This window comes from Mesorhizobium sp. M2A.F.Ca.ET.043.05.1.1, from assembly GCF_003952445.1.
Classification (GTDB): domain Bacteria; phylum Pseudomonadota; class Alphaproteobacteria; order Rhizobiales; family Rhizobiaceae; genus Mesorhizobium.
Genome location: NZ_CP034446.1, coordinates 3,967,237 through 3,982,524, shown reverse-complemented (window position 1 = coordinate 3,982,524; position 15,288 = coordinate 3,967,237). Strand labels below are relative to the sequence as shown.

16 protein-coding genes are annotated in these 15,288 nt (G+C 64.0%); 3 read left to right on the top strand and 13 right to left on the bottom strand.

From position 1 onward, the window contains the following. Positions 1-44 precede the first annotated feature (44 nt). On the top strand, positions 45-1,016 hold the full coding sequence (locus tag EJ069_RS19460) for an alpha/beta hydrolase (protein ID WP_126062691.1): 972 nt from the start codon (positions 45-47) through the stop codon (positions 1,014-1,016). On the opposite strand, the gene EJ069_RS19455 is transcribed toward EJ069_RS19460, so the two are convergent. The 10 genes from EJ069_RS19455 to hemA all read right to left on the bottom strand — a co-directional run bounded on the left by EJ069_RS19455 (position 1,013) and on the right by hemA (position 11,393). Beyond that, a complete protein-coding gene (locus EJ069_RS19455; RefSeq protein ID WP_126062690.1) occupies positions 1,013-2,287 on the bottom strand; it encodes an MFS transporter in 1,275 nt (424 codons plus the stop codon). The two genes, EJ069_RS19460 and EJ069_RS19455, sit on opposite strands and share 4 nt — an antisense overlap. A gap of 70 nt (positions 2,288-2,357) precedes the next feature. Then, a complete protein-coding gene (gene arcC, locus EJ069_RS19450; protein ID WP_126062689.1) occupies positions 2,358-3,284 on the bottom strand; it encodes a carbamate kinase in 927 nt (308 codons plus the stop codon). 1 nt (position 3,285) lies between these two features. Further along, positions 3,286-4,287 (bottom strand): ornithine carbamoyltransferase, encoded by a 1,002-nt coding sequence (gene argF / locus EJ069_RS19445; RefSeq protein ID WP_126062688.1) that lies wholly within the window; start codon positions 4,285-4,287, stop codon positions 3,286-3,288. Between the two features lie 11 nt (positions 4,288-4,298). Further along, entirely contained in the window at positions 4,299-5,513 is a 1,215-nt protein-coding gene (locus EJ069_RS19440; RefSeq protein ID WP_126062687.1) for an arginine deiminase, read from the bottom strand. An 11-nt stretch (positions 5,514-5,524) separates the two neighbouring features. Continuing rightward, positions 5,525-6,994 carry an arginine-ornithine antiporter gene (gene arcD, locus EJ069_RS19435; RefSeq protein ID WP_126062686.1) on the bottom strand — a complete coding sequence of 490 codons (1,470 nt, stop codon included), beginning with the start codon at positions 6,992-6,994 and terminating at the stop codon, positions 5,525-5,527. A 114-nt stretch (positions 6,995-7,108) separates the two neighbouring features. Beyond that, positions 7,109-8,353 (bottom strand): MgtC/SapB family protein, encoded by a 1,245-nt coding sequence (locus EJ069_RS19430; RefSeq protein ID WP_126062685.1) that lies wholly within the window; start codon positions 8,351-8,353, stop codon positions 7,109-7,111. 91 nt (positions 8,354-8,444) lie between these two features. Continuing rightward, the gene (locus tag EJ069_RS19425; RefSeq protein ID WP_126062684.1) at positions 8,445-8,894 is read right to left on the bottom strand and encodes a pyridoxamine 5'-phosphate oxidase family protein; all 450 of its coding nucleotides are present in this window, start codon (positions 8,892-8,894) and stop codon (positions 8,445-8,447) included. 11 nt (positions 8,895-8,905) lie between these two features. Beyond that, positions 8,906-9,607 carry a phosphoribosyltransferase gene (locus EJ069_RS19420; protein WP_126062683.1) on the bottom strand — a complete coding sequence of 234 codons (702 nt, stop codon included), beginning with the start codon at positions 9,605-9,607 and terminating at the stop codon, positions 8,906-8,908. Between the two features lie 2 nt (positions 9,608-9,609). Further along, on the bottom strand, positions 9,610-10,038 hold the full coding sequence (locus EJ069_RS19415; protein WP_126062682.1) for a DUF2267 domain-containing protein: 429 nt from the start codon (positions 10,036-10,038) through the stop codon (positions 9,610-9,612). A 77-nt stretch (positions 10,039-10,115) separates the two neighbouring features. Next, positions 10,116-11,393 (bottom strand): 5-aminolevulinate synthase, encoded by a 1,278-nt coding sequence (hemA, locus tag EJ069_RS19410; RefSeq protein ID WP_126062681.1) that lies wholly within the window; start codon positions 11,391-11,393, stop codon positions 10,116-10,118. Positions 11,394-11,628: 235 nt separating this feature from the next. Here hemA and EJ069_RS32835 point away from each other — a divergent pair, with 235 nt between their 5' ends. After that, positions 11,629-11,805, top strand: a complete 177-nt coding sequence (locus tag EJ069_RS32835; protein ID WP_189475880.1) for a hypothetical protein — start codon at positions 11,629-11,631, stop codon at positions 11,803-11,805. Positions 11,806-11,874: 69 nt separating this feature from the next. Here EJ069_RS32835 and EJ069_RS19405 read toward each other — a convergent pair whose 3' ends face one another. Further along, positions 11,875-12,411 carry an Hsp20/alpha crystallin family protein gene (locus EJ069_RS19405; RefSeq protein WP_126064804.1) on the bottom strand — a complete coding sequence of 179 codons (537 nt, stop codon included), beginning with the start codon at positions 12,409-12,411 and terminating at the stop codon, positions 11,875-11,877. Between the two features lie 390 nt (positions 12,412-12,801). On the opposite strand from EJ069_RS19405, the gene EJ069_RS19400 reads away from it, so the two are divergent. Further along, the gene (locus EJ069_RS19400; RefSeq protein ID WP_126062680.1) at positions 12,802-13,017 is read left to right on the top strand and encodes a hypothetical protein; all 216 of its coding nucleotides are present in this window, start codon (positions 12,802-12,804) and stop codon (positions 13,015-13,017) included. Positions 13,018-13,096: 79 nt separating this feature from the next. Here the strand turns inward: EJ069_RS19400 and fixJ are convergent, their stop codons facing one another. Then, the gene (fixJ, locus tag EJ069_RS19395) at positions 13,097-13,708 is read right to left on the bottom strand and encodes a response regulator FixJ (protein ID WP_126062679.1); all 612 of its coding nucleotides are present in this window, start codon (positions 13,706-13,708) and stop codon (positions 13,097-13,099) included. Next, complete coding sequence (locus EJ069_RS19390; protein WP_126064803.1) at positions 13,698-15,185, bottom strand: PAS domain-containing sensor histidine kinase; 1,488 nt, start codon at positions 15,183-15,185, stop codon at positions 13,698-13,700. Before EJ069_RS19390 ends, fixJ begins: the two co-directional genes overlap by 11 nt. Positions 15,186-15,288: the final 103 nt, after the last annotated feature.

The following is a 15,288-nucleotide window of genomic DNA, read 5'->3' as shown; positions in this document are numbered from 1 at the left end:
CTTCCGAGCGAGGCAGCTCAATATGCGCCTGATGGAGCCCTTGTATGAGTCGAATTGGCGGTTTCCTGCTGGTCATGCTTATCGCCATGGCGACCGCGGCCGGTGTGGCTTTCGTGCTTTACAGGAACGAGCTTGGTCGCTTGCGCGACGCCGTCAGCCGAGGCAGTCTGGTCGCCAAGCTTGACATCGGCCCGGTTGAATACGCCGACAGCGGCGCGGGCATTCCGCTGCTTTCGATCCACGGCTCCGGCGGCGGCTTTGATCAAGGCCTTGCCCTTGCTTCCGGCCTTGTGGGGGAGGGCTTCCGTATCATCGCGCCGTCGCGCTACGGCTATCTGCGCACGCCTGTTCCGCAAGACCCTTCTCCGGCCGCGCAGGCCGATGCGCTCGCGGCGCTGCTCACCAAACTGGACGTTTCCAAAGCGGTGGTCGTCGGCGTTTCGGCTGGCGCGCAGTCGGCGGTCGAGCTGAGCCTTCGGCACCCGGACAAGGTCGCCGCTCTCATTCTGGTCGTCCCAGCCCTTTATTCGCCCAGCAGTCCGGTCTCGGTCGACGTGGATCCGGGTAACAGGTTTGCGTTCTGGGCTGTCAACGCCGGCGGCGATTTCGCCTGGTGGGCAGCCGAGAACATCGCGCCATCGGTACTCATTCGCTTCCTCGGCGTTCGGCCGGCGCTGGTAGCGGCCGCGCCTCAAGCCGAAAGGGACCGTGTGATGAGCTTCGTCAGAGGCGTTGAACCATTGTCGCTGCGCTTCTCAGGCATCAATCTCGACAGCGCTCCGGAGTTGCATGAACAGCCGTTGACGGAAATCGCTGCACCGACATTGATCGTCTCGGCGCGCGACGACCTGTTCAACACGCTGCCGGCAGCCGAGTTGGCGGCAGCCAGGATTCCCCGCGCCAAGCTGGTGGTCTACGATACCGGCGGACATCTTCTCGTCGGGCGGACGCAGGAGGTTCGCATGACAATCCGCACCTTTCTGGCCGGCGCGGGCCTGGTCCCGTCAAACCATTAGCCCGCGGAACCGGTGATTGTCGGCGTGACGACCGCCGCGGGGGCCTTTGCGTCTTGGCCAAGGGTCGGCGTCAGCCAACGGACGAGGCCAAGGCCGAGGAGCGCCAGCGCCGTGAAGCCCGCGCCCGCCAGGAAGGTCGTCGTCGGTCCGAAAAGATCCCAGAGCGTGCCCGCCAGCAGGCTGGCGGCCAGCAGCGCAAGTCCAGTCGACAGGTTGAACATCCCGAAGGCGGTGCCTCGCAGTTCCGGCGGGGCCGTATCGGCGACGAGCGTTGCCAGGAGGCCTTGCGTAAGCCCCAGATGCAGGCCCCACAGGCCCACGCCGAGCGCTGCGCCCGGAAGATTTCCAGGGAACGCCAGCACGATGTCCGCCGCAATCAGGACCAGGAAACCGAGAATGAGCATCGTCAGGCGATTGACGCGATCCGATAGCGCGCCGGCCGGATAGGCGGAGAGCGAGTAGACAACGTTCATGACCACCAGCACCAGCGGGACGAGCCCGATCGGCAGGCCCATGCCCTGCGCGCGCAGGATGAGAAACGCTTCGCTGAACCTGGCCAGGGTGAACACGGTGGCCACGCCGACAACCAGCCAGAAGGATGAGCCCAGGCGCTTGAGCTCCCGCAGGCTCAAGGGTGCGCGCACTTCGCGCAGCCCCGTGGGCCGAGCCGGCTCGCGGACGGCGGTAACCAGCAGCACGACCGCCAGAAGGCCTGGAACAACCGCGACCCAGAACACGGTTCGAAACTGATTGGCGGTCAGCCACATGAGGCCGATCGCCAGCAGCGGCCCGACAAACGCGCCAACCGTGTCGAGTGCCTGGCGAAGCCCGAAACTCGCGCCGCGCGCGTCGGCGGGGGCGATGTCCGCAACCAGGGCATCGCGCGGGGCGCCGCGAATCCCCTTGCCCACACGGTCGACAAATCGCGCCGCCACCAGCCAGCCGATCGAGGAAGCCAGCGGGAACACCGGCTTGGTGAGAGCGGCGAGGCCGTAGCCGATGACCGCCAGCAGCTTGCGTTTTCCCAGCCAATCGGACAGCGCGCCCGAAAATACCTTGGTGATGGCGGCCGTCGCTTCGGCAATGCCCTCGATGGTGCCGACCGTCACCATCGACGCTCCCATGACGGTGACGAGGTAGACTGGCAGCAAGGCGTGGATCATCTCCGAAGAGACGTCCATCAGCAGAGACACGAAGCCCAGCGCCCAAATCCCCGCAGGGATGGTTACAAGGCGGGTGCGCGTGGTCTCCGCGGTCTCGAGCTGCTTCATTGATCCCTTCGGCACGCCGACATTGGGCACGTTCAACATAGCGAACTCGCGGTGCGCAAGTACACCGCGATCAGCTGTTTTGCGCTTCCTTGGCCGGGGCTTCCAACCAGGTGCCGCGCTCGCCCCTGACGATTGCCAGGGCATCTTCGAGCTTGCCGATCGCGGCAGGCTTGCCCGTTGCTTCGGCGAACTCGATCGCGGCACCGACCTTCGGTCCCATGGATCCGGCCGGAAAATTCCGTCCGGATATCTCTGTCGTGGCAACATGCCGGAGCGCACGGGCCTGCGGCGTGCCGAAGCCGGCATAGACCGCATCGACATCCGTCAGCATCAGCAGCATGTCGGCCTTCAATTGACGCGCCAGAAGCGAGCTTGCCAGGTCCTTGTCGATGACGGCTTCGACACCGCAAAGGCTGCCGTCGTCGCGGGCGATGACCGGGACACCTCCACCACCCGTGCAGATGACGACAACACCATGCTCGACCAGATAGGAGATCACCGACACTTCCAGGATATCGAGAGGCCGCGGCGAGGGCACGACACGGCGCCATTTGTCGCCGTCGGGAGCAACGGTCCAACCGCGCTCGCCGGCGAGCCGCCGCGCCGTCGCCTCGTCATAGACGGGGCCGATCGGTTTTGTCGGATGGGCGAAGGCGGGGTCGCCCGGGTCGACCTTCACCTGGGTCAGCAATGTCGCGAACAGCCTCTGGCTGATAAGGTTGGCAAGTTCCTGCTCGATCACGTAGCCGATCATGCCGGCGCTCTCGGCGCCGAGCACGTCGAGCGGGAAAGCGCCGTCGGTTGAGGTCGCCGACTGGAGCGCCAGCAGGCCGACCTGCGGGCCGTTGCCATGCGTGATGACGAGCGAATGGCCTTGGCCGATAAGCGCCGCCAGGGCGGATGCCGCATGCTTGACATTGCCGCGCTGATTTTCGGCGGTCATGGGCTCGCCGCGCCGCAACAGCGCGTTCCCGCCGAGAGCCGCAACGATCAGCATCTCAATTGCCGATCGTGGCGACGAGCAGCGCCTTGATCGTGTGCATGCGGTTCTCCGCCTGGTCGAACACGATCGACGCGCCCGATTCGAAGACCTGATCCGTAACCTCCATGCAGTCGACGCCGAATTCGCGCGCGACCGAGGCGCCGACCTCGGTCTCGGTATCGTGGAACGCTGGCAGGCAATGCATGAATTTCACGTGCGGATTGCCGCTGGCCGACATCACCTCGCTCGTCACCCGATAGGGCGTCAGCAGGCGGATACGCTCGGCCCAGGCCGACTTGTCCTCACCCATGGAGAGCCAAACATCCGTGTAGATGAAGTCGGCGCCTTCGACGCAGCTCTTCACGTCCGCGTCCAGCCTGAAGCGGCCGCCGCTGCGCTCCGCCAGGGTTCTGACATGGGCGCAGAACTCGCCGTCCGGCCAAAGCTCCTTGGGTGAAGCGATGCGCATGTCGATGCCGACCTTGGCGGCGCCCACCGCCAGGGATAGCGCGACATTGTCCCGACCCTCGCCGACGAAGGCGACCGTCATGTCGGACAGATGCTTGTGCGTGAATTCACGCATGGTCATGAAATCGGCGAGGATTTGCGTCGGGTGCGCTTCATTGGTCAGGCCGTTGTAGACGGGCACGCCGGCATGCGTGGCAAGCAGCTCGGCCTGATGTTGCGCAAAGCCGCGATATTCGATCGCATCATACATGCGGCCGAGCACGCGCGCGGTGTCCTTCATGGACTCCTTGTGCCCGATATGGCTGCCGCTGGGGCCGAAATAGGTGACGTGGGCGCCCTGGTCGTAGGCGGCCACTTCGAATCCGGTCCGGGTGCGGGTCGAGTCCTTTTCGAAGATGAGCGCGATGTTCTTGCGAACGAGGCGCGGTATCTCGTGCCCGGCCTGCTTGGCTGCCTTCAGATCGGCGGCCAGCTTCAGCAGGAAGCGGATCTCGTCCGCCGAAAGATCGTCCAGCGAGAGCACCGAGCGTCCGTGAAGGTTGATCGACATTGGGGGTCCTTTCAGAGCGGGTCTCGGGCGATGGGGCAGGTCATGCAATGGCCGCCGCCGCGGCCGCGGCTGAGCTCGGCACCCTCGACGGTGATCACCTCGACTCCCGCCCGGCGCAGAAGCGTGTTGGTGTAGACGTTGCGGTCGTAGCCGATGACGACGCCCGGCTCGACGGCGACGACGTTGTTGCCGTCGTCCCACTGCTCGCGCTCGGCCTCGTAGCGGTCGCCGCCAGTGGCGATGATCCGCAGCGATTTCAGCCCGAGAGCCTCCGCGACGACTGATATGAAGGGCTCCTTCTCCTCCCTGACCTCGACCGCCGCATCGCCGTCTCCCGGCCGGATCGAGAAGGTGCGCAGCCTTTCGACCACGGGCGGATACATGGTCGCGAGGTCCCGGTCGCAGAAGGTGAAGACGGTGTCGAGATGCATGAAGGAACGGTCGCGCGGCATCAGAGCCGCAATCACGCGCGTGGCCTCTCCGGCGGCGAACAGACTTCGCGCAAGATCGCCGACCGCTTGCGGCGTGGTGCGCTCGCCCATGCCGACCAGAACGACGCCTCCGCCGACAGGCATGACGTCGCCGCCTTCGAGGCTGACGCCCGTTCCGGCCTGGGGCGAGACGAACGGGATGCCGCTGTCGCGGAACCTTGGATGGAAGCGATAGACAGCCTCGACATTGGCCGCCTCCGGCCGCCTGGCCGGCCAATACATCGGGTTGGCCGACACTGAGCGGTAGATCCAGCAGGAGCTGTCACGGGTGAACAGCTGGTTGGGAAGCGGCGGCAGCACGAAGTCCTGCGGCGCGACCGTCCTTCCGGTCAGGCCCTTGGGCTCGAACGGCAGTTCGGCGCGCGCAATGCCGCCGACGAGACAGGTTGCCAGCAGGCCGGCCGACATTTCGTTCAGCCAGCCACGCATCTCGTCGACCATGTCGAGGCCGACCACGCCGGCATGCACCCGGCGGTCGAGAAGCCAGTCGCGGGCCTTGCCGATGGCCATTGTCTCGGCAAGCAGCTCACCGAACGAATGCACCACCACGCCACGCTCGCGCAACGCGTCGACGAAGACGTCGTGTTCCTGGCGCGCCCGCTTTACCCACAACACGTCGTCGAACAGCAGCGCCTTGCAATTATCCGGCGTTAGCCTGCGCAGGCTGAGATCCGGCCTGTGGACCATGACCTCGCGCAGGCGGCCGACCTCCGAATGCACTCCCAGATTTGTCATTGCATGACCTCTCAAAGCGCGCTGACAGCGCCGGTCCACATCTCGTAGACGGCAAGGATTGCGACTGCGACGAGCGCGACGGCGATGATGGCTTCCACCGGCTGGAAGACACGCTGGTTGCCCTCACGGCGAGCCCATACGTAGAAGATGATGCCCGGGGCATAGAGGATCGCGCACATGAACAGGTACGCGGGCCCCGCCGCATAAACGAGCCACAGCCCGTAGATCGTTGCCAGCACGCCGGCGACGAGCGGTCCGGTGCGCCCTTCGCCGCCTTGGTAGCTTTCTCCGGTCAATGCCAGTTTCGCGGCGAAGGCTCCGGAGAAAATATAAGGCACCAGGATCGCGGTCGAAGCGATGTAGAAGAGCGCCTGGTAGGTGCTCTGGGCAAAGAGCGTGATCACCAGGAAGGCCTGGACGAGCAGGTTGGTGATCAGCAGCGACGTCGAGGGAACGCCGCGCTCGCTTTCCCGGCCGAAGAACTTCGGCAGGGTCCCGTCCTTTCCGGCGACATGCGGAACCTCCGCCGCAAGCAGCGTCCAGCTCAGGAAGGCGCCGATGACCGAGATGACGAGCGCGAGATTGATGAGCACGGCGCCCCAGGGTCCGACGACCGCCTCAAGCACGCCCGCCATCGACGGGTTCTTCAGGGCGGCAAGTTCGGGCTGGCTCAGGATGCCGAGCGAAAGCAGCGAGACCAGCGCATAGAGCGCGAGGCAGGTGAAGAAGCCGAGCACAGTTGCCGTCGCAATGTCCTTGCGGCGCTCCGCCCGGGCGGAGAAGACGCTGGCGCCTTCGATGCCGATGAACACCCACAGCGTCACCAGCATCGTGCTCTTGACCTGGGCGGCGATGGTGCCGAGCGAGGCGTTGCCGAGCCCGGTGAAGTCGAGTGTCCAGACATTGAGCTTGAACGCGACGGCCACGATCCCGACGAACAGGACGACAGGTGCGATCTTGGCCACGGTCACGATGGTGTTGACGACCGCCGCCTGACGGATGCCCGCCAGGATCAGAATGTGGATGAGCCACAGCAGGATCGATGCCCCGAGCACCGCCTGCCACGTGTTTCCGTCACCGAAGGCGGGGAAGAAATAGGACAGTGCGCTGAAAACGATCACCGCGTAGGAGACGTTGCCGACCCATGCGCTGATCCAATAGCCCCAGGCGCTGTTGAAGCCTACGAACGGACCGAAGCCGGCCTTGGCATAGGCATAGGGGCCGGCGTCGAGGTCGGGACGGCGCACCGCCAGCGACTGGTAGACAAACACCAGCGCAAGCATGCCGACCGCCGTGATGGCCCAACCGATCAGGATCGCGAGCGGACCGGCGCCGGTCGCCATGTTCTGCGGCAGGCTGAAGACGCCCGAGCCGACCATGGAGCCGATGACGAGCGCGGTCAGCGACCCCAGCCGGAGCTTCGCCGAAGCCGGGGTCGCGACTCTTTCCCGGATAGGGACGTTGATGTCTGTTGTGGCCATGAGGCCCTCCCACCTTTGCAATGATGGGGGCCATTCAACAGGAAAGCGGGCCGGCAGCTTTGATACGGGTCAAATCAGAATGATCCCAGTGCGAGCGTCACGGCCGCGACAACCCTACCGAAGCAGCATGGCCCCGTAGCCCGCGGCAGCGGCGGTCAAGGTCACGCCGGCCAGGGGCAACCAGAATCTCACCGGACCCGCGAATACGGCCAGAAACAGGCGTCCGATTGCGTTCGCCATCAGCGCCGTCAGCACCGCATGTCCAACGGTTTCGATCGGCATCGACTGCTTGACCAGCCGTATGGCGCTGAGCACCGAAGCGTCGACGTCAAACGCGCCCGCGATCGCGGAACTCGCCAGCAGACCTTGTTCCTTGAATTGGAACGCCAACGCGGCGCTCGCTGTCGAGGCGCCCGCGAACAGCAGCGCAAAGATCAGCAACGGTACCAGTTCGAACGGATTGCGCGTTGCGCCGGAGCTCTCTGGCTTGCTGCCGCGAATCGCCAGCGCAATCGTTCCGCAGACGCCGAGTGTCAGCGCGGCTGCGAGCGCGGGTATGGCGATGAAGGCGGTCACCGGCGGCGCCAGTATCAAAACCACGAGGCAGACACGCAAGATCGAGATCATAGCGGCCAGCGAAGCCGCGCCGGCGAAGGACAAGGAATTGTCCGACCGATTGGCCGTGCGGGCCAGTGACAGGGTGACGGCGGTCGATGAGACCACAGCGCCGGCGAGCGCGCTCACAATCAGACCGCGGGCGTTTCCGAGGACGCGCGCCGCGACATAACCAGCGAAGGAAATCGAGGCCATCAGCACCGTCAGGAGCCAGATCTCCCGCGGGTTGAAGCCGCCCCATGGGTCAAATGGACGGTCCGGCAGCAGGGGCAGGATTATGGCGGTCATCACCGCCAGGACCAGTGCCGAGCGAAGCTCGATCCAGGTCAGACGTTTCAGAAGCCCATGCAGGATTTCGCGGCTGGCGAGGAGCGCCGCGAGCGCTGCGCCTCCCGCGGCGGCAACGCGAAAATCGCCCGCCACGCAGAGCGCGCCAAGCGTAAAGACGGCCAGGCCCGCGATAACGGTTGTGACGCTGAAATCCTCGTCATGCGCGGCTTCGCGTGCCTTGTACCAGGCGAAAATGCCAGCGAAGGCAAGGAAGCCTGCAACCAACACCGAAATTGCGTTGAGCGCTTCGGCCAATGCCGCAAGCAGGCCGCCGAGAAGCCCGGCGATGCCGAAGGTGCGAATGCCGGCTGTCCGGCTGCGGTCGGGCGCATCGCGCTCTCTCCAGCCGCGTTCCAGCCCGACGAGCAGGCCTATTGCCAAGGCGACCCCGAGCCGGGCAATGAGCGTGTCCATGGCGGCTACCTCAGATTGGCGGCATACGATGCCAACCGCTTCGGCCAGCGGTCGGCTTGGCGCGGCTTCCGCATGGCCTCGCCATGTAAGGCTAGCTCTCCAACGCTTCGCGGCCCGAAACTTCGGCGATGGAGACGCGGAAGAACACGTGGGGCAGATGCTCCAAATCCGAGGCAGCGGCCGGCTTGAGCGCGCCCGGCTCCCACCAGTCGAAGTGCTTGCTCAGCACGAACCATGCATGGTCACGCTGCGCCTCGTGTCCGATCCGATCGGGGAGTTCCTCATAACGGCCGGTGACGATGACGCTTTTCCAACCGTGACCCGTGCCGGGGGCGTCGACCTGCACGGACACGAGAGGATTGGCGCGCATCCAGTCGATCTTCTTGCCCGGCAACGAGAAGGCATAGAGGTGGTTGTCCGCATGCGCGTAATGGAACGGAACCACGTAGGGCCGCCCGTCCTTCGCGCAGGCCAGCCGGCCGGCGCGATTGGCCGTCAGCAGTTTGGTGCATTCCAGAGTGGACAATGCGCGGATCTGCATCGGCGGGACCCCTAGCTGCCGGTCTCGCGCCGCGATCTTTTCGCGGTGTGCTGGCCGGAGCGCCTTCTTTCGTCGGCATTCCCGCGGGCGAGGGCCATGATATCCAGAACCTCGTTGTCGGAGAGCTGCGGGAAGTTGCCGTAATAATAGCTCAGCGCCCGAAAACGTGCAGGCTGATTGAGGCAGATCAAATCCGCTTCCTGCGCGAGCTCGTCCGCGGTGTCCACCGGCGCCACGGGAAGCGCGACGATGATCTTTCGCGGCGAACGTCGCTTCAACGCGCGAATGGCGACCTTCATCGTCGTTCCGGTCGCCGCCCCATCGTCAACGATGATCACCGTTTTGCCCGTCACCGACAGGGGCAGGTCTTTCCCACGATAAACCGCCCGTCGCCGTTCCAGTTCGGGGCGCTCCTGCGCGATCAGGACACGAAGCGCGCCGTCATCGAGGGCGTATGCCTCCACGATTTCCCGGTTGAGAACGACGTCGGGAGGCTCGCCGTCCACGATGGCGGCCACGGCCAGTTCCGGATTGCCCGGCGCTCCGACCTTTCGAACGATCACCAGGTCCAGCGGCGCCTTGAGGGCCTTGGCTATCTCGGCGGCCACAGGGACGCCGCCTCGCGGCAAGGCGAGCACAATCGGGTCCTTCAGCTGAAGCTGGTCCAGCGATGCTCCGAGCTTCTGCCCCGCCTCCTGGCGATCGCGAAACATCGTCATTCCTCCGGCCACAGGTGGCGCAGTGACTTCTTCATCGAGTTTCGGACCTGGACGATCTCACCATGGGAAATATGTCGGTTGAGAAGCCGGAACACCGCTCCGATCGCCTTGTCGGCATCGATCTCCGGCTCGTAGCCAAAGCTGTTGCGGACGCAAATGACGAAGTCGCTCTTCTTGCGTTCCCACGTCGGTTCGGCCGGGTTCCACCCTTCGAAATAGATGCCTCTGATCAGCGTCGGCAACTGGGCCGACAGGTCGGCCATTTCCTCCGGCGAAAGCCAGTCGCGCAAGGTATGCAGGACCGCCTTCAGCAGGCGAAACGCGCTCTGCTCGTTCCAGTCCAGGTCCCTGGCAAGCTCGTTCACCCATTGCTGCGCCTGCTGGGCGGCATGTGTGATCGAAGTGTGTGAAACTGCGTGTGTCATCCTCGTTATCCTTCGACTTTTAGTTCTCCCTTGCTGGGAACGGCGCATCGCTCCGGACAAGTTCAACGTCCCGGATTTCAGCCGCCTGCCTTGTTCACCAGCAGCGGGATGATCCGGTCGGTCTTGGCGACGGCGGGGCGGCCTGAGCCGGCATAGGGGATGCCGAGCGCATCCCAGGTCTCGACCAGCGCGTCCTGCAGTTCGGCGATCAGCGCGTCGGAATGGAACGGTGTCGGCGTGATGCGCAGCCGCTCGGTGCCGCGCGGCACCGTCGGATAGTTGATCGGCTGGATGTAGATGCCGTGCACGCCAAGCAGCCGGTCGCTCGCCATCTTGCAGAGCTCGGGGTCGCCGACCAGCACCGGCACGATATGGGTGGCCGATACCATCACCGGCAGGCCCGCCGCGGCAAGCACCTGCTTGGTGCGCGCCGCCTGGCGCTGCTGCGCGTCGCGCTCGGCCTGCGAGCGCTTCAGGTGGCGGATCGAGGTGGTGGCTGCCGCCGCGATCGCCGGCGGCAGCGCGGTGGTGAAGATGAAGCCCGGCGCATAGGAGCGCACCGCGTCGATCACCGCGCTGGTGCCGGTGATGTAGCCGCCGAGCGTCCCGAAGGCCTTGGCCAGCGTTCCCTCGATGATGTCGATGCGGTCGGCCAGGCCCTCGCGCTCGGTGATGCCGCCGCCGCGCGGTCCGTACATGCCCACCGCATGCACCTCGTCGATATAGGTCATGGCGTTGTAGCGCTCGGCCAGCTCGACGATCTCTCTGATCGGCGCGATGTCGCCGTCCATCGAATAGACGCTCTCGAACACGATCAGCTTGGCGCGTTCGCGCCCGGCTGCCTGCAGCAGGCTTTCCAGATGCGCGACGTCGTTGTGGCGGAAGATCTTCTTTTCCGCGCCGGAGCGGCGCACGCCCTCGATCATCGAGGCATGGTTGAGCTCATCGGAGAGCACCAGGCAGTTGGGCAAAAGCCGGGCGATGGTCGAGATCGAGGCCTCGTTGGAGACGAAGCCGGAGGTGAAGACGAGCCCTGCCTCCTTGTCATGCAGGTCGGCAAGCTCCTGCTCCAGCTCGACCAGCGGGTTGGAGGTGCCGGAGATGTTGCGGGTGCCGCCGGCGCCCGAGCCCATCTTGCCGGCCGCGGTCTGGAAGGCGGCAATCACATCCTCGTTCTGGCCCATGCCGAGATAGTCGTTGGAGCACCAGACGGTGATTTCCTGGGCCCGGCCGTTGGAACGCCAGATGGCGCGCGGGAACTTGCCCACCATGCGCTCGAGGTCGGCGAAGACGCGGTAGCGCCGCTCCGCATGGAGCTGGTCGATCGCATCCTCGAAAAACCGCTGGTAATTCATGTCGAGCTCCTGTGCAGCCGAAATCCGTTTTGGGTAGCGCGTTGACCTACCTGGCCGACACCATACGAGGCATGCGAGGACCTCACTTTGAGCTATGTCAATTCCGGGATGCCTCCGGCGGTCGAGACAATGCGACTGGAGGTGGCTTCACCTCGCGGGCCTTTGTTTCACAAAAAAAGTGGATGACCGCGATATTTGGAGTAGGAATGATGAACAGCCTGCATTGAGGGTAGTCGTGGACCGGTTCATTGCACGGGCTAATATTGCCCATTTCGAAGACTTGCTTGCCGCAGAAACCGACCCGCAGAAGCGGCGGGTGATCGAGAATCTGCTTGCGCGCGAGAGGCAGAAGCTCGAAATCGCGGAGCATCAAGCCGAGGCCGCAGGGAAACCTTCGGATCCAAAGAAATGAGGCCTGGTTGCGGGGAAGGCTCCTCAGTGCACCGGCCCGATGCACTGAGGAAATGACCAATTCGTGGCTTCAGGCAGCCTTGACGGTGATCTTCTTCTCGGCCTTCTGCGCTTCGGCCGTCTTGGGCAGCTTCACAGTCAGAATGCCCTTGGTGAAACTGGCGTCGATCTTGTCGGCGTTTACACCTTCGGGCAGCCGGAACGAGCGCTGGAAGGAGCCGTAGCGGCGCTCCGAGAGATAGTAGTCCTTCTCCTTTTCCTCTTTTTCTTCCTTCTTCTCGCCCTTGATCGTCAGCACGTTGTTGGCGAGCTTGATGTCGACGTTCTTTTCGTCGATGCCCGGCAGTTCCGCCGTGATCTCGTACTCGTTCGTCTTTTCCACCAGGTCCATCGCCGGCGCCACGGGCCATTCACCGCGCAACTTCGCGGGGAATTCCCTGCCGAAGAGCGAACGGGTGGCGGGCAGATGGAAATCGAAGGGATGAAAGTCATCGAAGAGCCGGTCGATTTCGCGTCGCAGGCTCTCGAAAGGTCCCGCCCAGTTATCCGATCGGGCGGGAACGTTCTTCTCTGTTCTCACGGGCAGTTTGGTAGCGGCCTCAGCCATGGCTTTTCTCCTTAAAGGTCGATTGGGCAACAAGTGCCGCCGCCTCCGCTCTTTCACCGCAGGTATTCCAGCACGCGCCAGAGAGAGGTCGGCGGACCTGCTCGACAGGCATCCTCGCTGAACTGACCCATCCGCTTCGCGACGTCCCGCGTTTGACACGGTCGACCGCGACCGCATTGCAATTCATGCGACCTGTCGAGGCCGGCATCAAAGCACCGGCATGAGCAGCCATCGTTGATCCGCGTCAAACAAGCCGCAAGAAGGAGCGATCCGGATGAAAGAGCCGAACCATGCCCGTTCAACGGCCCCGATTCGCGCCGAGGGGCCTTCTGGCCGAAAAAATGTGACTCAAATCAAAGCGCGGAGCGAATCTTCGATCACACTGGCCGAATGTGGAATCCGATCGCAAGCGCGCCACCCGGCCGCAACCTCGAACTGGCCGTCATCGACGACGATGGCGTGCACGCGCTTGTGTTCCCTTGCGAGAAGGCGCCGGTGGGCTGGAAGAATGTCGCGACAGGGGCTCGGGTCGACATACGTCCGACCCACTGGCGTGTCTGGAATCCGGAGGAGCACCAGCTTGGCTTCCCGCAGAATCCGCACTGATGCGCGCCCTCTGGCGTGTAGCTTTTCAGGGCGGCATGCAGCGGAAACAAGGACTTGAACCGCTTCGCTTCAATCCGCTTCAGCTCTTCGGATCGGCGATCAAGGCCATGCGCACCAGATGCGAGAGGCTGCTGGCGCCCATCTTGCTCATGACATTGGCGCGATGGATTTCAACGGTCCGCGGACTGATCCCGAGATCATAGGCAATCGTCTTGTTCGGCAGTCCCGAAACAAGGCCGTCGAGCACCTGGCGCTCCCGCTCCGACAGCGTCGCAAGGTTCTTTCGAATCCCGGCTGATTGCGGGTGCGCCGCGATGGGCTGGCTGCGGTGGTCCAGGGCGGAACGAATGGCATCGATGAGCACCTGATCGTCGAATGGCTTCTCGATGAAATCGGCAGCACCCTCCTTCATCGCCTGCACGGCGAGGGCGACGTCGGCATGACCTGTCATCACGATCACCGGCGCATTCAGGCCGCGCGCCTTCAGCTGCCGCAGGAACTCGATGCCGTCAATGCCGGGCATACGCACATCGGTGACGATGCAGCCGTCGATCTCCTTCGGTTCCGGTGCCAGGAATGCGGTCGCCGACTCATGCAGACGCACGGCAAAGTCGGCTGTCGCGAGAAGGAAACCCAGCGACTTGCGGACATCGACGTCATCATCGACGACATGAACGACATCATTGGCCACGGGCAACCTCGTCCTTCTCTACGGCGCGCAAGGTAAACCGGAACGCGGTTCCTCCGCCGGGCATCGACTCGGCCCAAATATGACCACCATGCGACTCGACGATAGTGCGACAAATGGACAGACCTACCCCCATTCCCTGCTTCTTCGTGGTGACGAAAGGCTGGAAAAGCTGGGCAGAAACCTCGGGCGCCAGCCCCGGGCCGGTGTCGATCACGCCGATCTCCGCCATCGCGTCATGTCGCGCCTTGGTGACGACGTGCAATTCGCGGCGGGGCGCGCCTTGCATGGCCTCCACGGCGTTTCTCATCAGGTTCAGCAATACCTGCTCGATCTGGATTCGGTCGGTCAAGACCAGTTCGGCCGACGGATCGAGATCGTAACTGACGCTCACATCCGCTTCCCTGGCGCCGAACAGGGCCAGCGATGAAGCATCCTCGATGAGCGCCGACAGGCGTTCCACCTGACGCTCGCTTTCGCCCCTGGCGACAAAGTCCCTGAGACGGCGGATGACGTCGCCGGCACGCAACGCCTGTTCGGCGGCCTTCTCGACGGCTTCCCGCAACATTGCGGCATTCTCGTCCTTGCTCTTTTCGAGGAGACGGCGGCTGCCCTTGAGATAGTTCGTGATCGCCGTCAGGGGCTGGTTTATCTCATGTGCCAATGTGGAGGCCATTTCGCCAAGGGCGGTGAAACGGGCCATGTGCAGCAATTCCTGCTGCTGTTCCTGCATCCTGGCTTCCGTTATGTGGCGCTCCGTAAGGTCGCGGCAGAAGCCAGTGAAGAAGCGGCCCGTTCCCGGATGCATTTCGCCGACCGCTAGCTCCATCGGAAAGGTCGACCCGTCCTTGCGCATCCCGGTTACCGTTCGGCCGAGACCGATAATGCGGCGTTCTCCCGTCGTCAGGTAGCGCTGCATGTATGCGTCGTGCTGCTCCCGGTACGGCGGGGGCATCAGCATCTTGACGTTTCGTCCGATGACTTCGCCGGCCTTGTAGCCGAACAATATTTCGGCCGCCGTGCTGAAGGATTGGATGTTGGCGCCTTCGTCGATGACGATCATCGCATCGGGGACTGTCGCCAGGATCGAACGCAGGTGATCCTCGCGCAGCTGCAGCGCGGCGTTGGCGAATGACAGATCGCTGACGTCGGTGCCCTGAATGAAGATTGCGGTGATCGGGCCATCCTTTGCCCTGACGGGCTGGTAGACGAAATCGAGGATGCGCTCCTCCGCAAGGCCGGTTTCATCGTTGCGCAGGATGATCTTGGCGTTGCGGCCGACATAAGGCTCGCCGGTTTCGCAGACGCGATCGAGCAATTCGAAGAATCCCTGGCCCTCCAGCTCGGGCAAGGCCTCGCGAGCCGACTTGCCGATAACCTGCCGCTGGCCGATCAAGTGCTGAAACGCGGCATTGGTCAGCTGAAAGACGTGGTCCGGCTCGCTGAGCAAGGCTATGAAGCCTGGAGCCTGGTCGAACATCAGGGCGAGAAGCTCGTGTTCCGGCAAGATATCGAGGGCCAGCGGCGATGGCTTGGCTGCTTCTGGCCGGCCTTGTTCCGTCTTGCTCACGAGCGGTCTCCGG